The following is a 22,621-nucleotide window of genomic DNA, read 5'->3' as shown; positions in this document are numbered from 1 at the left end:
CCAGAACCTTCGTGATCGCCGCCGTCAGTGACGTCTTGCCGTGATCGACGTGACCGATCGTGCCGATGTTGCAGTGCGGCTTCGTGCGGCTGAACTTTTCCTTGCCCATCGTGCATTCCTATCCCGGACACGCCGGCCAATGCCGGACGTAAAGGCGCCGACCGCTTAGAGGCTCGCGCGACGATGATCAAGCGATTGCTTGATGATCGGTCCGGTCGATTTGGCCACAGGCGTCCGCGACCGCATCCGCCGCCTTGTCCGCCACCTTGGGCTCTCGCACCGCTCGACGCCTCGGCTGTCGCCGGGCCGCTCTTCGCGCTCGAGCCTTCGGTGCCGCCGCTCGTTCTCAGGGGATGCCGAGAAGGGTCAGGATCCGGGCTCGGGGGTGCCGACCGTCTCGTAGAGCCGCTGCGCCTCCGGGGCGCCGCCGCGGCGCTCGCCGAGGTCGAGGATGCGGACCAGCATCGTGCCGTGGGGGGCGGCCACCGTCAGCACGTCGCCGAGATGGACCGCCTTGGCGGGGGCCTGGGCCCGCGTGCCGTTGACCCGGACATGTCCGTCGGCGACGAGCCGGGCCGCCATCGACCGGGTCCGGGCGAAGCGCGCGAACCACAGCCACTTGTCGAGGCGCTGACGCCCCTCGCTCATGCCGCGAGGGGACGTCTCTGGGGCCGGGCGGCCCTCAGCGCTTGCCCCCGTCCGATTCGAGCTTCGCCTTCAGGGCGGCGAGCGCCGCGAAGGGCGAATCGGGATCGGGCTGGCGCTCGCGGCGGGGCGGGCGCTGCTCCTGGGGCGGGCGGCGGTTGTCGTCGCGGCGGTCGGGCCGGTTGCGGGGGCCGCCGTCGCGGCGCGGGCCCTGCCCCTCGCCGCGGTTCTCGCCACGGCCTTCGCCCCTGGCTTCGGGCCGGGGCGGACGACCGCCCTCGGGCCGATCCTCGCGAGGACGGCGCGGACCCTGGCCCTCGCCCGGACGTCCATCCCGGCGGCCGCCTTCACGTGCCCCTTCGCGTCCCCCTTCGCGACCCTCTTGCCGGCCGTCCTGACGCCCCTGGCCGCGGCCGTGGCGGGGGCCGGAATGGCGCTGCGGACGGTGCAGGTGCCAGACCTCGATGGTCTCGGGCTCGGCCGGCGCGGCGTCCGTGTCCGCCACGGGGGCGGCATCGTCGGCCGGCACCGAGGAATCGGCGGCATCGACCGCCTCGACCTCGCCGGTCGCGGCGGCGGCCTCGACGGCCTGCGCGGTCTCGGCCGGCATGGGTGCGGTGTCTTCGCGCGAGGCCGTTTCCTCGCTCGGCGCCGCTGCGGCCGGCTCGGCGCTCTCCTCGGCCGGAGCCGCCACCGGCTCCTCCGGGGTGCCCGCCGAAGTCTCGGATGCCGGCTCTTCAGCCTGGGTTTCGGAAGACGGGGCTTCGGAGGCCGCCGGGGCGGGTGCCGCCTCGGCCTCGCTCGCTTCACCGTCCTGATCGGACGACTCGGGCTGCGGGGCGTCGGTCTCGACCGGGGTCGATTCGTCGGCGACCGTCTCCTGCGGCGCGGCCTCGGCCGGGCGGGCCGCCGGGACGGTCGGGGCAGCGGCGATCAGCGGCACGGTGATGGCCGGACCGGGTCGCGCCTGGGCGACGTAGCCGAGCGACTTCAGGATCGAGGCGAAATCCTCGCCCGAGCAGCCGACCAGCGAGGTCATGTTGACGGTCGCGACGAAGCCGTCGCCATCCGCCGTCCCGGCTGGCGGCTCGCCGACGGTGGTGCCGGGCCGATAGGCGATGGCCGGGCGGATGAGGTCGGCCAAGCGCTCGAGGATGTCGACGCGCACCGCGCGCTCGCCGCAGACGCGGAAACCGGCCGCGCGGTAGAGGCCCTTGGCGATCGCCGGATCGACCTTGATCGAGGTGCGGCCGGAGCCGGCCAGATGGGCGATCTCGTCGAGCCCCGGCTGGTCGAGGCCGCCGCTCTTGAGGGCCCAGAGCTGGGCGGCGAGGGTGCGCGGCGCGGGCTTCAGCAGGGCCGGCAGGAAGATGTGATAGGCGCCGAAGCGCACCCCGTGGCGGCGGAGATTGGCGCGCCCGTCCTGATCGAGGCTGCGCATCTCGTGGGCGACCTTGGCGCGCTCCAGCACGCCCAGGGCCTCGACCACCTGATAACCGATGCCGCGGGCGAGCCCGGTCAGATCGGCGGCGCTCTCGATCTCCATCAGCGGACCGAGCAGGCGCACCACATGGGCGCGCAGCCACGCGCTCAGCCGTGTCTCGACCTTCTCCCGCGACGGGCCGGCGAGGCTGTCGTCGGCGATCAGCCGCAGGCCCGGCTCGAACAGCTTGTCGCCGGGCGTGAGCTTGGCGACCGGGTCGCCGGTCCAGCGGATCACGCCGTCATGCGACAGCACGAGGGCCGAATCGGCCGCCGAGGCGAAGCGGTCGGCCCGCGCCTCGATCTCGCCCGCGAGCGCCTTGTCGGCGGCCGAGCGCAGGGTCTTGGCCTCGTGCCCCTCGGCCTGAGGGTCCGGCACGAATTGGAAGCCGTGCAAACGGCCCACATGTTGACCTTCGACGGTGACGTCACCGCCGGAGGTGATTTCGGCTTCCAGCATCGTCTTCTCTCTCAGGCGCCGCATCAGGACGCTGGTGCGCCTGTCGACGAAGCGGCTTGCAAGGCGCTCGTGCAGGGCGTCGGACAGCCTGTCCTCTACCCGACGCGTCTCGCCCTGCCAATGCAGAGGATCGAGCAACCAGTCGGGGCGATTCGCCACGAAGGTCCAGGTGCGTCCCTGCGCGATGCGCTGCGACAGGGCATCGATGTCGCCGTCGGTGCGGTCGATCATCGCCACCTGCCGGGCGAACCAATCGTTGGGGATGCGCCCCGCCATGCCCCGCATCAGGAAGCGGTAGAGCTGGGCGACGAGGTCGGCATGGGTCTGCGGATGAACCTTGCGGTAGTCCGGCAGGCCGCAGGCATCCCACAGGCGCCGCACCGCCGCGGGCCCCTTGGCCATGTCGCGAATGTCGTCCTCGCGCATCAGGATCTCGAATGCCTGCTGATCCTCGCCCATGGGGGCGCGGGTCAGGCCCTGCTCCTGCGGATGCACGTCGAGGCTTGCCTGCAAGGCCTCCAGCGAGCCGAAATCGAGGTCGGGGTTGCGCCATTGCAGGATGCGCAGGGGCTCGAAATCGTGCGTCTCCAGAGCCTCGACCATCTCCGGCTCGAAGGGCGGACAGCGCCCGGTCGAGCCGAAGGTGCCGTCGGAGGTGTGGCGCCCGGCGCGGCCCGCGATCTGGCCCATCTCGGCCGGCGTCAGCTTGCGGAAGCGGCTGCCGTCGTATTTCCAGTTGGCCGCGAAGGCCACGTGATCGACGTCGAGATTGAGGCCCATCCCGACCGCGTCGGTGGCCACCAGATAATCGACGTCGCCCGACTGGTAGAGCTCGACCTGGGCGTTGCGGGTGCGGGGCGAGAGCGCGCCGAGCACCACCGCCGCGCCGCCGCGCTGGCGCCGGATCAACTCGGCGATGGCGTAGACCTCCTCGGCCGAGAAGGCCACGATGGCGGTGCGGTGCGGCAGCCGCGAGATCTTCTTCTCGCCCGCGAAGCTCAGTTGAGAGAGGCGGGGCCGCGTGGTCGTCTGCACGCCCGGGATCAGCGACTGCACCAGCGGCAGCATGGTCGAGGAGCCGATCAGCAGCGTCTCCTCGCGGCCGCGGCGGTAGAGCAGACGGTCGGTGAAGACGTGGCCGCGATCCATGTCGGCGGCAAGCTGGATCTCGTCGATCGCCACGAAGGCGACCTCGAGGTCGCGCGGCATCGCCTCGATGGTGCAGATCCAGTAGCGCGGCCGGTCCGGCTTGATCTTCTCCTCGCCGGTGACGAGGGCGACGTTCTCGACGCCGACCTTGGCCACGACGCGCAGGTAGACCTCGCGGGCGAGGAGCCGCAGCGGCAGACCGATCATGCCGGTGGGATGCTGGAGCATCCGCTCGATGGAGAGGTGCGTCTTGCCCGTGTTGGTGGGCCCGAGGACCGCCGTCACGCCGCGCGCGCGGGACTCGCGGGAAAGGGTGCGGAGCGTCATTCGGCGGGGACGTTCCCTACGGCCCGGAGCCGTCGGAGAGGCGGGAGAACCGCTACGGGCGCGGAAAGTGGCCGCGGCGGCCCCCTTCATATGGGTCGCCGGGGCCCGGCCTGCCAACCGGGCTTCCCAGTCTTGCGCCAGATCCTGAACCAAGTCCCGGATAGAGATGGATGTCGATCTGCGCCGGGGGCACCTGCGGAGCCAGCTCGCTGCACAGCGTCTGCGGCATCGCCGTCAACGGCCCGCGGCGGGGCGGACGACGCTCGACGAGTTCGGCGGAGGAGAACGCGTCGGGGCCGCAATCGAGGCCGGCCCCGAGGGGCTCTGCCCGCGCCGCGGACGCGACGAGGCACACGAAGAAAGCGGCGCATAGTCGAGGCGGGGAGGGGAACGCGATCATGGGCGCCGCCCCCTTCGCGGCCTCTTCACCACCTTTTGAGACGCCCCTCAGCGGCCCGAGAGGCTCGCCTCCGCAACCGTCGCGGGGGTCACGTCGCCGCCCTGGGCGGTGCTGGTGCCGGTCTGGGTCCAGCGGGTCGCCTCGATGATGTTGGTGCCCAGCGTCGTGCGCACGGCGATCCGCATCGGCACCAGCACCCGCGCCGCCTCGACGGGGGCGAGCCAGACCGACATGTCGCGGTTCTCTTCCATGAACTTCACACCGGGCCGGTCGGGCCGGTGGCCGGCGATGGCGACGTAGCGGGCGTTGCAGACCAGCACCGGCCCGCTGTAGCCGGGCTTCTGAATCTCGCGGGTCTCGCCGTAGCTCAGCACCACGTCGAAGCGGGTCGCGCCGTCGAAGACCGGCAGGGTCCGGTTGCAGTTCTCGGGGTCGAGAAGCGCCCCCTTGGTGCGGGCCGGCATGGCGAGCGCGCTCGCCGGATCGACCACGCCGCGCTTGGCGGCGGCGGTGACGGGCACCCGGTCGCCGGTATCGACGAGCGGCGGGGTCACCTCGGACTGGGTCACATTGCCGCCCGCCAGCGCCATGCGCACGGCGATGCCCGAATTGCTGGTGCGGGTGGCGATGGAGAAGGCGCTCGGCAGCGGACCGGTCGCCAGCGTGCCGCTGGAGCGAGCCGAGCCCTGCCCGCCGGTCACCGCGCCGACCAGGCCGGTGAGCACGGCCGAGACATCCATGCGGTAGCGCGGGCCGTCGAAGGCTCCGGTGAGCTGCGCGTTGCCGATGGGAATGCCGGCGAGATTGACGCTGTAATCGATGGTCACGCCCGCCGCGGCCCGGGCCTTGGCCGAGCGCGGTGCGGCCTGTGCCCCGACCGCCGGCACGGCAAGAGCCGCGGCGAGGAGGAGGGACGAGGCGCGGACGAGGGGCTTGGCGCGCATGATCGGGACTCTGGGCGGTTCCACGCTCCCGGCCCGCCTCGGGACGAGGCCGGCGGGATGCGCAGGTTATCGCGCTGCCATGGTTAACAGACCGTTGGGCCGGCGCCAGCCCCCCAGGATCCGGGGGGGGCACAGGGGGCAGCCGGGGCGCGGGCCGCACCGCCGACCTCAGCCGCCCGCGGTCCAGACCTGCCCGTGATAGACGAAGCGCCCGCCCTCGCTCGCCAGCGCGGCGAGGCCTCCGAAGGCGGGATCCTTCACGGTGATGACGCTGGTCGGGATCTCCCGCATCTGCGCCGCGAAGGGCGCCTTGCGCTCGAACGCTTCCCGGAAGCCGCCCTCGCGCAGCAGCGGGACGATCCGCGGCGCGATGCCGCCGCCGATATAGACCCCCCCGGTCGCCAGGAAGGTGAGGGCGAGGTCGCCGCAGACGCGGCCCAGGAGATGGCAGAACAGATGCAGCGCCTCCTGCGCATGCGGATCCTCGCCCGAAAGCCCGGTGCGGGTGATCTCGGCGGGGTCGCAGAGGGGGCCTTCGCCGCCCGCCCGCACCGCGCGGATCGCTGCGTGGAGCCGCGACAGGCCGGGGCCTGAGAGAAGGGTCTCGACCGTGATGCGGTCGTCGGTGCGCTCGACCGCCGACCAGATCCGGGCCTCCGCCTCGTCGGCGGGTCCGAGATCGGTGTGGCCGGCTTCCGTCGAGACGATGGCGAGGCGATCCTCGTAGGGCACGAGCGCCGCCGCCCCGAAACCGGTGCCGGGGCCGAGAACCACCCGCGGCCCCGGCGCGTCGCCGCGCTCCGGCCCGATCGTCGTCAGGTCGTTGGGGGCGATGCCCGCGGCGCCCGCCGCTACCGGCACGTAATCGTTGACGATCGTGACCCGGGACAGGCCGAAATCCCGCCCGACCGCCTCCCCCGCGACCACCCAATGGGCGTTGGTGAGTTGCACCGCCGGGGCATCGACCCGGCCCGCGATGGCGAGGATCGCCGAACGGGGCGCCGGGGCTCCGCTCTTGCCCAGCGAGGCGCGGATCGCCGCGCTCGGGTCGGCATGGCCCGCGGTCGGCTCATGCGAGAGGACCTGGGGGGCCGCGCCCCTCGTCTCGATCAGGCCGAAGCGGGCATTCGTCCCGCCGATATCACCGACCAGCACCGGAAATTCGAACATGCTTTTCCGTCGTCTCTCGCCGCGCTCTGCCGCGGCGACCTTAACAGAGGGTCTGCGGGCCGGTCGACAAGCGGGTCAGGCCGACGGCAGGGCGTCGGGATCGATCACCCCGCCCTCGGCCCAGGCGGAGAGCAGCGCGCGCACGTCGGCGGGGGTCGCGAGGCGGCGGGCCGCCACCGTCTCGCCCTCGCCGATCCGCACGCTGATCCCGCCATCCTCGTTGACCGAGGCGAAGGCGATCTCGTCGGTGCGGTCGTCGCCCAGGAACATCGCCCGGCGCCCGGCATAGGGGGCGGCCTCCAACAAGGCCCGGATGGCGTGCCCCTTGGTGGCGTCGGCGGGCACGATCTCGCCCACCGCCTTGCCGAGCTGCAGCCGGTAAGCGCTGCCGAGATCGGCCGCCACCGCCTTGACGATGGCTTCCGCAGCCTCGGCATCGGCCGGCGCGGCGAGGCGCCAATGGACCGCGACGGAGGCGCCCTTGTCCTCGATCAGCACCGCCTCGTAGCGGGCGGTCTCGGCCTGGAGCCGCTCGACACCCGCCCGCAGGGCCGGATGATCCTCGGGTCGCCCGCCGCTGACGACGCCGTCCACCCGCCGCTCGACCCCGTGCAGGCCGGCCACATCGAACCGGGCGGGCGCCAGGAAATCGTCGATCACCGCCACCGGTCGCCCGGTCACGATGGCGAGCGCCCCGCCGAGCCGGGTGCGCAGACGCTCCAGCGCCGGCACGAGTCCGGGATCGACCGTCACCGCGTCGGGTCGCGGGGCGATCTCGACCAGCGTGCCGTCGAAATCGAGGAACAGGGCGTAATCTGCAATGTCGCTCACGGCGTCGTCCTTCTCCCTGGGTGATCCTGCGCTAGCATGAGCGTCGGAGACGACAAACCGGCGATACGACACCGACGGAGGCGCCCGTGCGACCCATCCCCGTCCGCCCCGGCCCGGGGCAGGAAAGCGTCTGGGACTATCCCCGCCCGCCCCGGCTGGAGCCGGTGCCCGAGCGGTTGACGGTGATCCTGGGCGGGCAAACCATCGCCGCGACGACGGCCGGCTTCCGTGTGCTCGAGACGAGCCATCCGCCGACCTACTACGTTCCGCCCGCCGACATCGTCGAGGGGGTGCTCGGGCCTCCGCGCCGGGCCGGAATCTGCGAGTGGAAGGGGCGGGCGGTTCTGTTCGACGTGACCGGCGGCGGACGCCAGGCCCCGGGCGCGGCCTGGGCCTATCCGGACCCGACGCCGGGCTTCCGGCCCATCGCCGGCTACGTGGCCTTCTATGCCGGGCCGATGGATGCCTGTCTCGTCGGCGACCAGCGGGTCGAGCCGCAGCCCGGCGGCTTCTATGGCGGCTGGATCACGCCCGGCCTCGTCGGGCCGTTCAAGGGCGGGCCCGGTACGATGGGATGGTGACGGATCCGGACTGGCGCCGCTCGGCGTGAGGCCGCTACACCGCCCCCGGAGACGCGAGAGCGAGGAGCCCGCATGCAGGTCGAGACCCAACCCCGCGCCGTCGGCCTCTGCCCGGACCGGCTGGAGCGTGTCGATTCCTGGATGCGCGGCTATGTCGATAGCGGACGGCTCGCCGGATTGTCGGTCGCCGTGATGCGCGGCGGCAAGACCGCCTTCTTCCGCGCCCACGGCCATGCCGACCTCGCGCGGCAGAAACCGTTCGCGGCCGACACCATCACCCGCATCTACTCGATGACGAAGCCGCTGACCTCGCTGGCGGTGCTGATGCTCTACGAGGAGGGCCGGTTCCAGCTCGACGATCCGGTCGCGCGCTTCCTGACGGAATTCGCCGAGATGCGGGTGATGGTCGGCGGCAACCGGGCCAAGCTCGAGACCGTGCCGGCGTTGCGCCCGATCACGATCCGCGATCTCCTCACCCATACCAGCGGCCTGACCTACGGCTTCATGGAGGCGACGCTGGTCGACGCGCTCTACCGCGCCGAGGCGATCGACTTCCAGACCTCGAAGCTCAGCCTCGGCGAACTCGTCGGCAAGCTGGCGCAGCAGCCGCTGCTGGCGCAGCCCGGCGCGGAGTGGAACTATTCCGTGGCCACCGACGTCCTCGGCCACCTCGTCGCGGTGGTGTCGGGCCTCGACTTCGCCGAGTTCATGCGCCGTCGCATCCTGCGCCCGCTCGCCATGCACGACACCGATTTCTCGGTGCCGGAAGACAAGCAGCCGCGCTTCGCCGCCAATTACGCCTTCGACCGGGAGGGGGCGCTCAGGCTCTACGACGACAGCGTCGACAGCAAGTTCCTAAGGACCCCGCCGCTGGCCTCGGGCGGCGGCGGGCTGGTCTCGACGGCGGGCGACTACCTTCGCTTCTGCCGCCTGATCCTCAACCGGGGGGCGCTCGACGGCGTGCGGCTCCTGGGGCGCAAGACCGTCGACCTCATGCTGATGAATCACCTCCCCGGCGATCTCGCCGCCATGGGCCAGCCGCGCTTCGCCGAATCCTCGTATGCCGGAATCGGCTTCGGCCTCGGCTTCTCGGTGATGCTGGACCCCGCCGCCGCGCAGATCATCGGCACGCCCGGCGAAATCGCCTGGGGCGGGGTGGCCAGCACCTCGTTCTGGATCGACCCCGCCGAGGACATGGCCGTCGTGCTCCTGGCGCAGCTCGTCCCCTCCTCCGCCTTGCCCCTGCGGCGCGAGCTGCGCGTGCTGACCTACGCCGCCTTGGTGGATTGACGCCTGCAAGATCCTTCCGGATGCGGCGCCGCGAGCGCCGCAGCCTCGGCGGAAGGAAGCGGAAGGACGGGCTCCAAACCGTCCGCTGCGGGGCATTCTAGAACGATTTGAAAAATATTTGCCCGGAGTTGATCGAGTTTCGCATTGCAACGACGCGATTTTGATCGAAGATTTTTGTCAAACCACGAGACTGCTTGATTGAACTTTAGTGCCTGCCTTGGTTGGATCAGTTCCTAGAACAAGACCAATCTGGGCAGGAGATCGATGGCCAGTCTTGAGCCTTGGAACGCCACGCGGGCGGCCGGAATCGTCGGAGAGCTGAAATTGCTCGAGGGCGCGACGCTCCCGATCTTGCACGCGCTCCAGGAAACCTTCGGTTACGTCGACGCCGACGCCGTTCCGATGATTGCCGACGCGCTGAACCTGTCGCGCGCCGAGGTCCACGGCTGCCTGACCTTCTACCACGACTTCCGTCGCGAGCCCCCGGCGGGGCATCGCCACGTCAAGCTGTGCCGGGCCGAGGCCTGCCAGGCGATGGGCTCCGACCAGCTCCACGGCGAGATCCTCTCCCGCATGGGCTGCGATTGGCACGGCACCAGCGCCGACGGCGTCACCGTCGAGCCGGTCTACTGCCTCGGCCTGTGCGCCAACGCCCCGGCGGCCCTCGTCGACGACGAGCCGCTCGCCCGCCTCACCGCCGATTCCCTCGACGCCGCGCTGAAGGAGGCCCGGGCGTGAGCATCACGATCACCGTCCCGCAGGACGCCGTCGCCCTGGGGCTCGGCGCCAACCGCGTCGCCCGCGCGATCTTCACGGGCGCGGAAGCCCGCGGCCTCGATGTCCGCATCGTCCGCACCGGCACCCGCGGCCTGCTATGGCTGGAGCCGATGGTCGAAGTGGCCACGCCCGAGGGCCGCATCGCCTACGGTCCGGTGAGCCCGGCCGATGTCGAGGGTCTGCTCGACGCAGGATTCCTCGAGGGCGGCGAGCACGCGCTCCGCCTCGGAGACCCGGAGAAGATTCCGTTCCTGGCGCGCCAGCATCGGCTGACCTTCCACCGCTGCGGCGTGGTCGATCCGGTCTCGGTCGAGGATTACCGGGCCCATGGCGGCTATCGCGGCCTCGAAGCCGCGCTGAAGCTCGACGCCGAGGGCGTCGTCGCCCAGGTGCGCGAGTCGGGTCTGCGCGGGCGCGGCGGCGCCGGCTTCCCGGCGGGCATCAAGTGGAACACGGTGATGCTGGCCCAGTCGGACCAGAAATACGTGGTCTGCAATGCCGACGAGGGCGATTCCGGCACCTTCGCCGACCGGATCATGATGGAGGGCGACCCCTTCAACCTGATCGAGGGCATGACCATCGCGGCCGTCGCCACCGGAGCGACGCGGGGCTACATCTACTGCCGCTCCGAATACCCGCAGGCCTTCAAGACGCTGCGCACCGCCATCGCCAACGGCGTGAAGGCCGGAATGCTCGGCGACGACATCCTGGGCTCCGGCAAGGCCTTCCACCTCGAAGTCCGCCTCGGGGCCGGCGCCTATATCTGCGGCGAGGAGACCTCGCTCTTGGAGAGCTTGGAAGGCAAGCGCGGCATCGTCCGGGCCAAGCCCCCGATCCCGGCCCTGAAGGGGTTTCTCGGCAAGCCGACTCTCGTCAACAACGTCATGACCTTCACGGCCGTGCCCTACATCCTGGAGCACGGCGCCAAGGCCTATGCCGAGTACGGCATGGGCCGCTCGCTGGGCACCCTGCCGATCCAGCTCGCCGGCAACATCAAGCATGGCGGCCTGATCGAGTACGCCTTCGGCATCACCATCCGTCAGGTCATCGAGGAGTTCGGCGGCGGCACGGCCTCGGGCCGGCCGGTGCGGGCGGTGCAGGTCGGCGGTCCGCTCGGCGCCTATTTCCCCGACGATCTCCTCGACACGCCGCTCGATTACGAGGCGATGGCGGCCAAGAAGGGCCTCGTCGGCCATGGCGGCATCGTCGTGTTCGACGACACCGTCGACATGGCGCGCCAGGCCCGCTTCGCCTTCGAGTTCTGCGCCACCGAATCCTGCGGCAAGTGCACCCCCTGCCGCATCGGCGCGACGCGCGGCGTCGAGACCATGGACAAGGTCATCGCGGGCATCCGCCCGGAGGCCAACCTCAAGCTCGTCGAGGATCTCTGCGAGGTCATGACCGACGGCTCGCTCTGCGCCATGGGCGGCCTGACGCCGATGCCCGTCATGAGCGCGATCACGAATTTCCCCGACGACTTCCGGCGCATGGGCGATCTGCCCGTCGCGGCCGAGTGAGGAGGCCCCAACGATGACCCTCATCAAGGAAATCGACTACGGCACCCCGATCCGGCTCTCCGAACAGACGGTGACGCTGACCATCGACGGCGAGAGCGTGACGGTGCCGGCGGGCACCTCCGTGATGGCCGCCGCGATGCAGATGGGCACCAAGATCCCGAAGCTCTGCGCCACCGATTCGCTGGAGCCGTTCGGCTCCTGCCGGATGTGCCTCGTCGAGATCGAGGGACGGCGCGGCACGCCCGCCTCCTGCACCACGCCGGCCGAGAACGGCATGGTCGTGCACACGCAGAACGACAAGCTGCATCGCCTGCGCAAGGGCGTGATGGAGCTCTACATCTCCGACCACCCCCTCGACTGCCTGACCTGCGCGGCCAACGGCGATTGCGAGCTGCAGGACACCGCCGGCCAAGTGGGCCTGCGCGACGTGCGCTACGGCTACGAGGGCGACAATCACGTCAAGCCGACCTCCGAGCGCTACCTGCCGAAGGACGAGTCGAACCCCTACTTCACCTACGACCCGTCGAAATGCATCGTCTGCAACCGCTGCGTCCGCGCCTGCGAGGAGACGCAAGGCACCTTCGCGCTCACCATCGAGGGCCGCGGCTTCGACTCGCGCGTGGCGGCCGGCCCGACCAACTTCATGCAGTCCGAATGCGTCTCCTGCGGCGCCTGCGTCCAGGCCTGCCCGACCGCGACCCTGCAGGAGAAGACGGTCCACCAATACGGCCAGCCCGACCATTCGGCGGTGACGACCTGCGCCTATTGCGGCGTCGGCTGCGCCTTCAAGGCCGAGATGCAGGGCGACAAGGTCATCCGCATGGTGCCCTACAAGGGCGGCAAGGCCAACGAGGGCCATAGCTGCGTCAAGGGCCGCTTCGCCTACGGCTACGCCACCCACAAGGACCGCATCACCAAGCCGATGATCCGCGAGAAGATCACGGATCCGTGGCGCGAAGTCTCCTGGGAGGAGGCGATCCATCACGCCGCTTCCGAGTTCAAGCGCATCCAGGCCCAATACGGCCGCGACTCGGTCGGCGGCATCACATCCTCGCGCTGCACCAACGAGGAAGCCTATCTCGTCCAGAAGCTCGTGCGCGCCGCCTTCGGCAACAACAACGTCGACACCTGCGCCCGCGTCTGCCACTCGCCGACCGGCTACGGCCTGATGTCCACGCTCGGCACCTCCGCCGGCACGCAGGACTTCAAGTCGGTCGAGGAATCCGACGTGATCCTCGTCATCGGCGCCAACCCGACCGACGGCCACCCGGTCTTCGGCTCGCGCATGAAGAAGCGCATCCGCGAGGGCGCCAAGCTCATCGTCGCCGATCCGCGCAAGATCGATCTGGTGAAGTCGCCCCACGTCCAGGCCGATTACCACCTGCCGCTCAAGCCCGGCTCCAACGTCGCCTTCGTCAACGCCTTCGCCCACGTCATCGTGACCGAGGGGCTGATCGCCGAGGATTACGTTCGCGAGCGCTGCGATCTGGCCGAGTTCGAATCCTGGGCCTGCTTCATCGCCGAGGAGCGCAATTCGCCGGAGGCCGCGCAGGCCATCACCGGCGTCGATCCGCAGGCGATCCGGGAGGCCGCCCGCCTCTACGCCACCGGCGGCCGGGCCGCGATCTACTATGGTCTGGGCGTCACCGAGCACAGCCAGGGCTCGACCATGGTCATGGGCATGGCCAACCTTGCCATGGCCACCGGCAATATCGGCATGGTGGGCGCGGGCGTGAATCCGCTGCGCGGCCAGAACAACGTGCAGGGCTCCTGCGACATGGGCTCGTTCCCGCACGAGCTGCCGGGCTACCGCCACGTCTCGGACGACGCCACCCGCGAGAGCTTCGAGGCGATCTGGGGGGCCAAGCTCGACAACGCGCCGGGCCTGCGCATCACCAACATGCTGGACGAGGCCGTCTCCGGCACCTTCAAGGGCATGTACATCCAGGGCGAGGACATCGCGCAGTCTGACCCCGACACCCATCACGTGACCTCCGGTCTCCGGGCCATGGAGTGCATCGTGGTCCAGGATCTGTTCCTGAACGAGACCGCGAAATACGCTCACGTCTTCCTGCCGGGCGCCTCGTTCCTGGAGAAGGACGGCACCTTCACCAATGCCGAGCGCCGCATCTCCCGCGTGCGCAAGGTGATGGCCCCGATGGGCGGCTACGGCGATTGGGAGGGCACGGTGCTGCTCGCCAACGCGCTGGGCTACCGGATGGACTACACCCATCCCAGCGAGATCATGGACGAGATCGCGGCGCTCACCCCGAGCTTCGCGGGCGTGTCCTACGCCAAGCTGGAGGAGTTGGGCTCGATCCAGTGGCCGTGCAACGAGAAGGCGCCGCTCGGCACCCCGATGATGCATGTGGACCGGTTCGTGCGCGGCAAGGGCCGCTTCATGATCACGGAATACGTGGCCACCGACGAGCGGACGACGGGCAAGTTCCCGCTGATCCTCACCACCGGCCGCATCCTGTCGCAGTACAATGTCGGCGCCCAGACCCGGCGCACCGAGAATTCGCGCTGGCACGAGGAGGATGTGCTGGAGATCCACCCCTTCGACGCCGAGCTGCGCGGCATCGTCGACGGCGACCTGGTGGCGTTGGAGAGCCGGTCCGGCGACATCGCCCTGAAGGCCAAGGTGACCGAGCGGATGCAGCCGGGGATCGTCTACACGACCTTCCACCACGCCAAGACCGGCGCCAACGTCATCACCACCGACTATTCGGACTGGGCCACCAACTGCCCCGAATACAAGGTGACGGCGGTGCAGGTCCGGCGCACCAACCGGCCTTCCGACTGGCAAGCGAAGTTCTTCGAGGAAGATTTCTCGCTGACCCGTATCGCCGAGGCGGCGGAGTAAGCCCTCGGGAGAGGCGATTTTCGCCTCTCCTACCCACCCCCCTCATCCTGAGGTGCCGGAGCGAAGCGGAGGCCTCGAAGGAGGGCTCCCGTTCGCTGAGCGATCCCTGGAGCCCTCCTTCGAGGCTGAGCTCGCGCTCAGCACCTCAGGATGAGGGCGAGGGATGGCCTGCGGTCCCATCCATCCAGAGCCCGAGCAGGCGATGAGCGCGACACATCCCAACGACAAGCTGGTCCGCATGGCCAACCAGATCGCCCTGTTCTTCCGGTCCTATCCGGAGAACGAGGCGGTGGCGGGCATTCACAACCACATCGTCGCCTTCTGGACGCCGAAGATGCGCCGCGACATCGAGGGCTATGCCGAGGAGGCCGGCGAGCGGCTCGACCCGCTGGTCCACAAGGCCCTCGACGGCAAGCCCGTCACCGACAGCCCCGTGCGCCCGGCCACCCGCAACCCGCAGCTCGCGGGCGAGGGCGCCAGCGACGCCGGCTGATTCGGTCAGGAATAGGTCCGGCCCGTCCAGGCAGACCGCTGCGCACGAAGCGTCGGCAAGTCTATTGGCTCCGGTCTCAAGTCTGTTGCCTCGAGACTCTTGCGTCGCGCCGCATGTTACGGCATGACGCGAGCCGCGCCCCGGCGCCGTAGGAGTGTAGCTCAACTGGTCAGAGCACCGGTCTCCAAAACCGGGGGTTGGGGGTTCGAGTCCCTCCACTCCTGCCACGGGCGCCCTCCACCCATTCCACCGACATCCCGGCCCATCGACAAGCCGCATCTCTTGCGCTAGAGCGGGCCCATTCCGAGATCGTCAGATGCCGTCGGTGCCGGACCCCCAAGGTCCTCGCACCGCGATCGGCGGTTCCCGGAGCCTTTTCGGTCTCAAGTGCGCCATGGCATCGAACGAAGCGACCAAGAAAGCCGACGCGGCCCGCGGCCCCGCCCGTGGGACGTCCTCGACGTCGCCGCAGCGCCCGACGCCGCCCGCGCGCCCGGCGCCCAAGCGCACCGGCCCGCTCGAATTCTTCGGCGAGGTGCGCGACGAGGCCCGCAAGGTCACGTGGCCGACCCGCAAGGAGACCACCATCACGACGATGATGGTGTTCATCATGGTGGTGATCGCGAGCCTGTTCTTCGTCGCCGTCGATCAGGTGCTGCGCGTCGGCGTCGGCCTGATCCTGGGCATCGGCGCCTGATTTTTCGAGGCTTCCCGGAAGCCTCAGGGAGTTGAGAAGACCCGTGTCGAAGCGCTGGTACATCGTCCACGCCTACTCGAACTTCGAGAACAAGGTCGCCCAGTCCATCAAGGATCAGGCGGCTCAGCGCGGGCTGACCGAGCTGTTCGACGAGGTCATGGTTCCGACCGAGAAGGTCACCGAGGTGCGCCGCGGCCGCAAGGTCGATGCGGAGCGCAAGTTCTTCCCCGGCTACGTGCTGGTGAAGTGCGACCTGACCGACGAGGTCTACCACCTCATCAAGAACACCCCGAAGGTCACCGGCTTCCTCGGAGCCGACAAGGCCAAGCCGGTGCCGATCCCCGACGCCGAGGCCGAGCGGATCAAGGGACAGGTGCAGGAGGGCGTGGATCGTCCGAAGCACACGGTCTCCTTCGAGATCGGCGAGACGGTGCGCGTCGCCGACGGTCCCTTCGCCTCCTTCAACGGCACGGTGGAGGAGATCGACGAGGCCCGCTCCCGCCTCAAGGTGGCGGTCTCGATCTTCGGCCGCGCCACCCCGGTCGAGCTCGAATACGGGCAGGTCGAGAAGGCCTGATTTCCACAAGTTTCGAGGCCGATCGCGTTGGATCGGCCTCCATCCCTTTCGGTCGCGTTCACGCACCGGAAACCGACGGCGCCGCTCGGCCCGTCGTCATCCGCGGGAGATCCGCCCGGCTTCGCCCCCGGGATCGTTCGGATCGCACCGCGACCTGCAACCGCCCGTCCGACCGTGCCTAGGCAGCGCGGGGACGCGCACACTTTGGGAGCAGTCCCATGGCGAAGAAGATCACGGGCTACGTGAAGCTTCAGGTCCCGGCCGGCGCCGCCAACCCGTCGCCGCCGATCGGCCCCGCGCTCGGTCAGCGCGGCCTCAACATCATGGAATTCTGCAAGGCCTTCAACGCGAAGACCGCGCAGATGGAGAAGGGCACCCCGATCCCGGTGATCATCACCGCGTATCAGGACCGTTCCTTCACCTTCGAGATGAAGCAGCCGCCGGTCACCTACTTCCTCAAGAAGGCGGTCGGCCTGAAGCTCGGCAAGAAGCCGGCCTCCGGCTCCAAGACTCCCGGCAAGGGCCCGACCGTCGGCAAGATCACGGAAGCGCAGCTCCGCGAGATCGCTGAGAAGAAGATGCCCGACCTCAACTGCGACAGCGTCGATTCGGCGGTCGCGATGATCCGTGGCTCCGCGCGGGCCATGGGTCTCGAAGTCGTCGCGTAAGGGAGGGCATCATGGCACGCGAAGGAAAGCGCATCCGCGCCGCCCGCGAGGGTCTGGAGCCGACCAAGCTCTACGCCATCGACGAGGCGATCAAGCTGGTGAAGGCCAAGGCCAACGCCAAGTTCGACGAGACCGTCGAGATCTCGATGAATCTCGGCGTCGATCCCCGCCACGCCGACCAGATGGTCCGCGGCGTCTGCAATCTGCCGAACGGCTCCGGCCGGACGGTGCGCGTGGCGGTCTTCGCCCGCGGCGCCAAGGCGGACGACGCCAAGGCCGCGGGTGCCGACATCGTCGGCGCCGAGGATCTCCTGGAGATCGTCCAGAGCGGCAAGATCGAGTTCGATCGCTGCATCGCGACCCCGGACCTGATGCCGCTCGTCGGTCGCCTCGGTAAGGTGCTGGGCCCGCGCGGCCTGATGCCGAACCCGAAGGTCGGCACCGTCACCATGGACGTGAAGGGCGCCGTCGCCGCCGCCAAGGGCGGCGCGGTGGAGTTCCGCGTCGAGAAGGCCGGCATCATCCATGCCGGCGTCGGCAAGGTGTCCTTCGACGAGCAGAAGCTCGTGGAGAACATCAAGGCCTTCGCCGACGCGGTCGCCAAGGCCAAGCCCACGGGCGCCAAGGGCACCTACATCCAGCGCATCGCCGTCACCTCGACGATGGGCCCGGGTGTCAAGGTCGAGCCCTCGACCGTCTTGACCGCCTGATCGATCCGCTCTGCGGATGCGTCTGAGAGAGGGCGTCCGGCCGGCAGGCCGGGCGCCCTCTTCCTTTTGAACGGTCTCCGGCTTGCCCCGAGCCCGTGGTTTGCTAACCCATGATTTGATAAGTTGGGCATTCGGGCATCCGCCCGCATGCGGGACGGTCGCCGGTCGACCGGCGGAGCGACCGATCATGGGACGGGCAGGAACGCTCGGGATGCCGCCTGCCGGAGGGCTCACGCCGTGACCCTGACGGGACGCATCCTGCTCCTCGTGCTGCTGGCGCTCGCCCCCGCCGTCGCCGTGCAGATCTATAACGAGCACGCCCTGCGGGATTCCCGCTCCGCCGCGGTCCGGGCCGCGGCCCTGCGCGGCGCGCAGGCCGTGGCCGCCGACCTCGCCGACTTCGCCGACGGTGCCCGCCAGACCCTCGATATCCTGGCCGAGGAGCCCGTGATCCGGAATCGCGAGGCTTCTGCCTGCAGCACCTTCCTCGGCGCGGTCGCCGGCCGGATCTCAGGTTCGCAGGTCATCGTCGTGACCGATCGCGAGGGCACCCTCGTCTGCAACAGTCGCGGCGCGGCGCCCGGCGCCTACTCGCTGGGCGACCGCGGCTATTTCCAGCGCGTGATGGCAACGGGCAGTTCGGCCGTCGGCGAGTACGTGATCGGTCGCGGCACCGGCCGCCCCACGATCCAGTTCGCCCACCCGCTGCACGATGCGTCGGGTGCGATCGACGGCCTGATCAATCTCGGCTTCGATCCCGAATGGCTCGGACGCCGCCTCGGCAATGCCGGCCTGCCCCACGACGCGACGATCACGGTCACCGATCGCAACGGCATCGTGCTGGTGCGCCTGCCGGATTCCGGAGAGTGGCTCGGACGCCCGGTGCCGGAGACCTTCACCACCGGTCTCGGCCGCGCTGTCGCGGAGGGCGGTGTGACCGAGATGGAGGGCCTGCGCGGGAATATGCGCATCGCCGGGGTGGTGCGTCCGGGCGGACCTCTCGACGGCATCACGGTGATGGTCGGCCTGAGCCGCGAGATCGCCTTCGCGGATATCGACGCGGCCACTCGGCGCGGTGCCATCCTGATCGCCCTGGGGACGTTGCTCGCCGTGCTGGCGGCGCTCTGGGGCGGACGCCGCTTCATCCGCCGTCCCGTGCGCCAGCTCCTCGACGCGGCGGGCGCCTGGAGCGCGGGCGATCTCGGGATCCGCTCGGGCCTCAGCGGCACTTCCGAATTCGGCAAGCTCGGCCGTGCCTTCGACCGGATGGCCGCCGATCTTCAGCGCCACGAGGAGAGCCTGAAGGCCGAACTCTCCCGCAGCCATGCGCTGCAGGAGCAGCAGGTGACCATGCTGCACGAGCTGAACCACCGGGTGAAGAACACGCTCGCCACCGTCCAGTCCCTCGCGCGCCAGTCCCGCGGGGGCGAGGAGCAGGTGGAGCAGCTCGAGAACCGCATCCTGGCGCTCTCCAAGACTCACGATCTCCTCACCCGCCGCGACTGGACCCGCGCGCCCCTGCATCAGGTCCTGGAGAACGAGCTGTCGCCCTACCGCTCCGGGGAGGGGCACGTGATCCTCTCGGGCGAAGAAGTGGAGCTGCCCCCGCGCTACGTGCTGGCTCTGGGCATGACCGCCCATGAGCTGACCACCAACGCGGCCAAGTACGGTGCGCTCTCGACGGAGGAGGGCCGGGTCAACGTCGCGTGGCGGGTCAAACGGAGCGAGTCGGGCCGCGAGCGGCTGCGGATCGAATGGTCCGAGACTGGTGGTCCCGCGGTCGCGCCGCCCCGGCGTCGGGGCTTCGGCAGTCGCCTGATCACCGGCGGCATCGCCCGCGAACTCGACGGCGAGGTGCAGCTGGATTTCGCGCCCGCCGGCCTGCGCTGCGTCATCGACGTTCCCTTGGAGCGCGAGGCCGCGCAGCCGATCGCCTTCGAAGGCGCATCGCGTCGCACGGGAACCTGATGTCAGAGGGGGAGGCCAACGCCCGCGGCTGTGCTAGATAGGCGCCATGCGTTGCACCATCCCCGTCTCGTCCCGCCGGCGCATTCTCTGCGTCTTCCCTGCCTACACGCCGTCCTTCGGGACGTTCTCACACGCCTACCCATTGATGGGCGGCGTGAAGGCGTTCATGCCGCCGCAAGGCCTCCTCGTCATCGCGGCCTACATGCCCGAGACCTGGGAGTGCCGCTTCGTCGACGAGAACATCAAGCCGGCCTCGGCGGAGGAATTCGCCTGGGCGGATGCGGTGTTCGTCTCCGGCATGCACATCCAGGAAGGCCAGATCCACGATATCGGTCGTCGGGCCCATGCCGCCGGTAAGGTCGCGGTGCTCGGCGGCCCCTCCGTCTCCGGTGCGCCGGAGAAATATCCGGATTTCGATTATCTCCATGTCGGCGAGATCGGCGACGCCACCGACCGCCTGATCGAGATTCTCGACCGCGACCTGTCGCGGCCCGACGCCCAGGTGGTGCTCGACACCAAGGACCGGCTGGCCCTGTCCGACTTCCCGGCACCGGCCTACGAGTCGGCGCCGCTCAAGCGCTACCTGATCGGCTCGCTGCAATTCTCGTCGGGCTGCCCCTATCGCTGCGAGTTCTGCGACATCCCGCAGCTCTACGGACGTCAGCCGCGGCTGAAGTCGCCGGAGCAGATGTGCGCCGAACTCGACGCCATCATCAGCCAGCCCGGACATCCGGCGGTGGTCTACTTCGTCGACGACAACTTCATCGCCAACCGCAAGGCGACCCGCGAGATGCTGCCGCATCTCGTGGAATGGCAGAAGAAGAACAACTACCCGCTCCAGTTCGCCTGCGAGGCGACACTGAACATGGCCAAGCAGCCCGAGATCCTCGAGCTGATGCGGCAGGCCAATTTCATGACCGTGTTCGTCGGCATCGAGACGCCGGAGGCGGACGCGCTCAAGGGCATCGACAAGACCCACAACGCCGCCGTGCCGATGTACGAGGCGATCGCGACGTTGAATTCCTACGGGCTCGAGGTGACCTCGGGCATCATCCTCGGGCTCGATTCCGACACCGACAAGTCGGAGCAGAACCTGATCGACTTCATCGACAAGTCGGCCATCCCGGTGCTCACGATCAACCTGCTCCAGGCCCTGCCCAAGACCCCTCTGTGGGACCGGCTGGAGCGGGAAGGCCGCCTCCTGCACGATGCGAGCCTCGAATCGAACGTGCTGTTCAAGCGCCCCCACGACACCGTGGTGAGTTCCTGGCGCCGGGCCATCGCCCATGCTTACAGCCCCGAGAACCTGTTCGAGCGCTTCAAGCACCAGTGCGACGTGACCTACGGCAACCGTATCGTCACCCCCACCGCGGGCAAGCTGACCTTCACCAATCTCCGCCGCGGCCTGATCCTCGGCTTCAACATCATCACCCGCGTCGGATTGTTCTCGGATTACCGCCGGCCGTTCTGGCGAGCGGCGGGCCATGCCCTGCGCAAGGGCCAGATCGAGGCGGTGTTCAACATGGGCTTCGTCGCCCATCACCTGATCCGCTTCACCCGCGAGGCTCTCCGCGGCGAGCACAACGCCTCGTTCTACGCCGCCAAGGCCGCCGAGCAGGAAGCCGCCCGCGACCGCAGCTGGTGGGAGAACACGAGGCGCCGGTTCACCCCGGAGCGGGAGGCGGCGTAAGGGAGCGGAAGGCCACGGATTCGATAGGAACTCTCCCCTGAACGGGGAGACGTTCCCTACTCGGCTTTCTCAGCCAGGATCTCAGCCTTCACGCCCCATAAATAACTCGTCAGCCGTGCCCGTGCGGCCGGATCGGCACATTGCACCCAAAAGCTCGCGCCGCGCACGGCCGACCCAAGCCCGCGCAGAACCTCTTCCGCCGGTCCCGCCGCGGCGCGCTCGCTCGGGCTGGCGAGGTGGCGCAGGCCGGCGGGCGTGGCGATGACGATGGCGACGGTGGCGGGCGTCATCCGACGAGCGTAGTCTGCGGCATGCCCGGAGGAAAAGCGCGGCGATGCCGCAGCGCCTCGGTCGAGCCGATCCGGCTTGCCTGCGACGGAAAAGTCGCGGACCGGGACTTGGCAGGGGGCTTGCACGCCGCTATAGACCGCGCTCCTAGAATTCACCCATGGATAAGGGATCGGCCAATCGGTCGGTTTCCATTCGAGATGCCGTCCGGGCAACCGGGCGGCGATGGCCGGCAGGGTTTCGGGGCAAGCATGCTTCGGAGCCTTCGTCCGGCCATGTCCTGTCCGAGACTGCAGGCGCCGGGCGACCGGCTTAATCGGCGACAGCCTGCACAGACGGGGAAGACCGAACTCTTTTAAGACCTCGTCGGGTCGCCGGAAGGCGGCACGGGGAGGGATCGGTTTGAACCAATCTCACCTGCGAAGGGCTTTCGGCGCTTCAAGGGGACAGGGCCGTGAGACGTCGCCCGACGGATCCGGCTTCGCGCCAGATCCGTCCCGGGCGGCATGTGCAACCGGCGGACCCGCTCCAGGTTCCGCCAACCGGAGAGAGCACCAGTGGACAGGACAGCTAAAGCTGATCTCGTCTCGACGCTCAACGGCGTGTTCACCACGAACGCCGTCGTCGTCGTGGCCCACTACAAGGGCCTCACGGTCGCCGACATGCAGAAGCTGCGCTCGCAGATGAAGCAGGCCGGCGCCACCGTGAAGGTCGCCAAGAACCGGCTCGCCAGCATCGCTCTCGATGGCACGGACGTCGCCTCCATCAAGCCCCTCCTGAAGGGCCCGACCCTGCTCGCCTATTCGAGCGATCCGGTCGCGGCCGCCAAGGTTGCGGTGGACTTCGCCAAGACGAACGACAAGCTCGTGATTCTCGGCGGCGCCATGGGAACGACTGCCCTGAACCCCGACGGCGTGAAGGCTCTGGCCACCCTGCCGTCCCTCGACGAACTGCGCGGCAAGCTCGTGGGCCTCATCCAGGCTCCCGCGACCAAGATCGCCCAGGTCGTCAACGCGCCGGCGGCCAAGCTCGCCCGCGTGTTCGGGGCCTATGCCAAGAAGGACGAGGCGGCCTGAGCCGTTTCATCCCCT

The 22,621-nt window shown here is 69.4% G+C and carries 20 protein-coding genes and 1 tRNA gene; 14 read left to right on the top strand and 7 right to left on the bottom strand.

The window, feature by feature from the left end; translation table 11 throughout:
- The 6 genes from MFF26_RS25140 to otsB all read right to left on the bottom strand — a co-directional run.
- On the bottom strand, positions 1-109 hold a 109-nt coding region (locus MFF26_RS25140), incomplete at its 3' end, for a GTP-binding protein (protein WP_238307958.1).
- A 257-nt stretch (positions 110-366) separates the two neighbouring features.
- On the bottom strand, positions 367-648 hold the full coding sequence (locus tag MFF26_RS25135; RefSeq protein ID WP_238308802.1) for an RNA-binding S4 domain-containing protein: 282 nt from the start codon (positions 646-648) through the stop codon (positions 367-369).
- 34 nt (positions 649-682) lie between these two features.
- Positions 683-4,063: a helicase-related protein gene (locus tag MFF26_RS25130; protein WP_238308801.1), complete on the bottom strand. Its 3,381-nt coding sequence runs from the start codon at positions 4,061-4,063 to the stop codon at positions 683-685.
- A 447-nt stretch (positions 4,064-4,510) separates the two neighbouring features.
- On the bottom strand, positions 4,511-5,407 hold the full coding sequence (locus MFF26_RS25120) for a DUF3108 domain-containing protein (RefSeq protein ID WP_137831825.1): 897 nt from the start codon (positions 5,405-5,407) through the stop codon (positions 4,511-4,513).
- A 168-nt stretch (positions 5,408-5,575) separates the two neighbouring features.
- On the bottom strand, positions 5,576-6,577 hold the full coding sequence (locus MFF26_RS25115; protein ID WP_137829989.1) for a glucokinase: 1,002 nt from the start codon (positions 6,575-6,577) through the stop codon (positions 5,576-5,578).
- 75 nt (positions 6,578-6,652) lie between these two features.
- On the bottom strand, positions 6,653-7,408 hold the full coding sequence (gene otsB, locus MFF26_RS25110; protein ID WP_137829990.1) for a trehalose-phosphatase: 756 nt from the start codon (positions 7,406-7,408) through the stop codon (positions 6,653-6,655).
- Positions 7,409-7,494: 86 nt separating this feature from the next.
- Here otsB and MFF26_RS25105 point away from each other — a divergent pair, with 86 nt between their 5' ends.
- From MFF26_RS25105 to MFF26_RS25045, 13 genes are all read left to right on the top strand, one after another.
- Entirely contained in the window at positions 7,495-7,989 is a 495-nt protein-coding gene (locus MFF26_RS25105) for a DUF427 domain-containing protein (RefSeq protein WP_137829991.1), read from the top strand.
- 72 nt (positions 7,990-8,061) lie between these two features.
- Positions 8,062-9,279, top strand: coding sequence for a serine hydrolase domain-containing protein (locus tag MFF26_RS25100; protein ID WP_238308799.1), 1,218 nt, complete (start codon positions 8,062-8,064; stop codon positions 9,277-9,279).
- Positions 9,280-9,543: 264 nt separating this feature from the next.
- The gene (locus MFF26_RS25095) at positions 9,544-10,017 is read left to right on the top strand and encodes a formate dehydrogenase subunit gamma (protein ID WP_137829993.1); all 474 of its coding nucleotides are present in this window, start codon (positions 9,544-9,546) and stop codon (positions 10,015-10,017) included.
- Positions 10,014-11,573 carry a formate dehydrogenase beta subunit gene (locus MFF26_RS25090; protein ID WP_137829994.1) on the top strand — a complete coding sequence of 520 codons (1,560 nt, stop codon included), beginning with the start codon at positions 10,014-10,016 and terminating at the stop codon, positions 11,571-11,573. Before MFF26_RS25095 ends, MFF26_RS25090 begins: the two co-directional genes overlap by 4 nt.
- 13 nt (positions 11,574-11,586) lie before the next feature.
- Complete coding sequence (gene fdhF / locus MFF26_RS25085; RefSeq protein WP_137829995.1) at positions 11,587-14,439, top strand: formate dehydrogenase subunit alpha; 2,853 nt, start codon at positions 11,587-11,589, stop codon at positions 14,437-14,439.
- A gap of 202 nt (positions 14,440-14,641) precedes the next feature.
- On the top strand, positions 14,642-14,932 hold the full coding sequence (locus MFF26_RS25080; RefSeq protein ID WP_137829996.1) for a formate dehydrogenase subunit delta: 291 nt from the start codon (positions 14,642-14,644) through the stop codon (positions 14,930-14,932).
- 150 nt (positions 14,933-15,082) lie between these two features.
- A tRNA-Trp gene (locus MFF26_RS25075) sits at positions 15,083-15,159 on the top strand.
- Between the two features lie 167 nt (positions 15,160-15,326).
- Positions 15,327-15,629, top strand: coding sequence for a preprotein translocase subunit SecE (secE, locus tag MFF26_RS25070; RefSeq protein WP_137829997.1), 303 nt, complete (start codon positions 15,327-15,329; stop codon positions 15,627-15,629).
- A gap of 43 nt (positions 15,630-15,672) precedes the next feature.
- Positions 15,673-16,206 carry a transcription termination/antitermination protein NusG gene (nusG, locus tag MFF26_RS25065; RefSeq protein WP_137829998.1) on the top strand — a complete coding sequence of 178 codons (534 nt, stop codon included), beginning with the start codon at positions 15,673-15,675 and terminating at the stop codon, positions 16,204-16,206.
- A gap of 218 nt (positions 16,207-16,424) precedes the next feature.
- Positions 16,425-16,874: a 50S ribosomal protein L11 gene (gene rplK, locus MFF26_RS25060; RefSeq protein WP_137829999.1), complete on the top strand. Its 450-nt coding sequence runs from the start codon at positions 16,425-16,427 to the stop codon at positions 16,872-16,874.
- An 11-nt stretch (positions 16,875-16,885) separates the two neighbouring features.
- The gene (rplA, locus tag MFF26_RS25055; protein ID WP_137830000.1) at positions 16,886-17,584 is read left to right on the top strand and encodes a 50S ribosomal protein L1; all 699 of its coding nucleotides are present in this window, start codon (positions 16,886-16,888) and stop codon (positions 17,582-17,584) included.
- Between the two features lie 237 nt (positions 17,585-17,821).
- Positions 17,822-19,552 (top strand): sensor histidine kinase, encoded by a 1,731-nt coding sequence (locus tag MFF26_RS25050; RefSeq protein WP_137830001.1) that lies wholly within the window; start codon positions 17,822-17,824, stop codon positions 19,550-19,552.
- 46 nt (positions 19,553-19,598) lie between these two features.
- Positions 19,599-21,242 carry a B12-binding domain-containing radical SAM protein gene (locus MFF26_RS25045; RefSeq protein ID WP_137830002.1) on the top strand — a complete coding sequence of 548 codons (1,644 nt, stop codon included), beginning with the start codon at positions 19,599-19,601 and terminating at the stop codon, positions 21,240-21,242.
- A gap of 56 nt (positions 21,243-21,298) precedes the next feature.
- On the opposite strand, the gene MFF26_RS25040 is transcribed toward MFF26_RS25045, so the two are convergent.
- On the bottom strand, positions 21,299-21,532 hold the full coding sequence (locus MFF26_RS25040; protein ID WP_137830003.1) for a hypothetical protein: 234 nt from the start codon (positions 21,530-21,532) through the stop codon (positions 21,299-21,301).
- Positions 21,533-22,087: 555 nt separating this feature from the next.
- Between MFF26_RS25040 and rplJ the strand changes: the two genes are divergently transcribed.
- Positions 22,088-22,606, top strand: coding sequence for a 50S ribosomal protein L10 (rplJ, locus tag MFF26_RS25035; RefSeq protein ID WP_238308797.1), 519 nt, complete (start codon positions 22,088-22,090; stop codon positions 22,604-22,606).
- Positions 22,607-22,621: the final 15 nt, after the last annotated feature.

The sequence above is a fragment of the Methylorubrum suomiense genome (assembly GCF_022179765.1).
GTDB lineage: Bacteria > Pseudomonadota > Alphaproteobacteria > Rhizobiales > Beijerinckiaceae > Methylobacterium > Methylobacterium suomiense.
This window is presented reverse-complemented; position numbering and strand designations above follow the sequence as displayed.

Excerpts from the sequence above, each read along its gene's own strand:
- MFF26_RS25130 (WP_238308801.1), bottom strand. The coding sequence starts at position 4,063 with ATGACGCTCCGCACCCTTTCCCGCGAGTCCCGCGCGCGCGGCGTGACG.
- MFF26_RS25115 (WP_137829989.1), bottom strand. The coding sequence starts at position 6,577 with ATGTTCGAATTTCCGGTGCTGGTCGGTGATATCGGCGGGACGAATGCC.
- fdhF (WP_137829995.1), top strand. The coding sequence starts at position 11,587 with ATGACCCTCATCAAGGAAATCGACTACGGCACCCCGATCCGGCTCTCC.
- MFF26_RS25040 (WP_137830003.1), bottom strand. The coding sequence starts at position 21,532 with ATGACGCCCGCCACCGTCGCCATCGTCATCGCCACGCCCGCCGGCCTG.
- MFF26_RS25100 (WP_238308799.1), top strand. The coding sequence starts at position 8,062 with ATGCAGGTCGAGACCCAACCCCGCGCCGTCGGCCTCTGCCCGGACCGG.
- MFF26_RS25045 (WP_137830002.1), top strand. The coding sequence starts at position 19,599 with ATGCGTTGCACCATCCCCGTCTCGTCCCGCCGGCGCATTCTCTGCGTC.
- rplA (WP_137830000.1), top strand. The coding sequence starts at position 16,886 with ATGGCACGCGAAGGAAAGCGCATCCGCGCCGCCCGCGAGGGTCTGGAG.
- MFF26_RS25120 (WP_137831825.1), bottom strand. The coding sequence starts at position 5,407 with ATGCGCGCCAAGCCCCTCGTCCGCGCCTCGTCCCTCCTCCTCGCCGCG.
- MFF26_RS25080 (WP_137829996.1), top strand. The coding sequence starts at position 14,642 with ATGAGCGCGACACATCCCAACGACAAGCTGGTCCGCATGGCCAACCAG.
- MFF26_RS25135 (WP_238308802.1), bottom strand. The coding sequence starts at position 648 with ATGAGCGAGGGGCGTCAGCGCCTCGACAAGTGGCTGTGGTTCGCGCGC.
- secE (WP_137829997.1), top strand. The coding sequence starts at position 15,327 with ATGGCATCGAACGAAGCGACCAAGAAAGCCGACGCGGCCCGCGGCCCC.
- rplK (WP_137829999.1), top strand. The coding sequence starts at position 16,425 with ATGGCGAAGAAGATCACGGGCTACGTGAAGCTTCAGGTCCCGGCCGGC.
- MFF26_RS25095 (WP_137829993.1), top strand. The coding sequence starts at position 9,544 with ATGGCCAGTCTTGAGCCTTGGAACGCCACGCGGGCGGCCGGAATCGTC.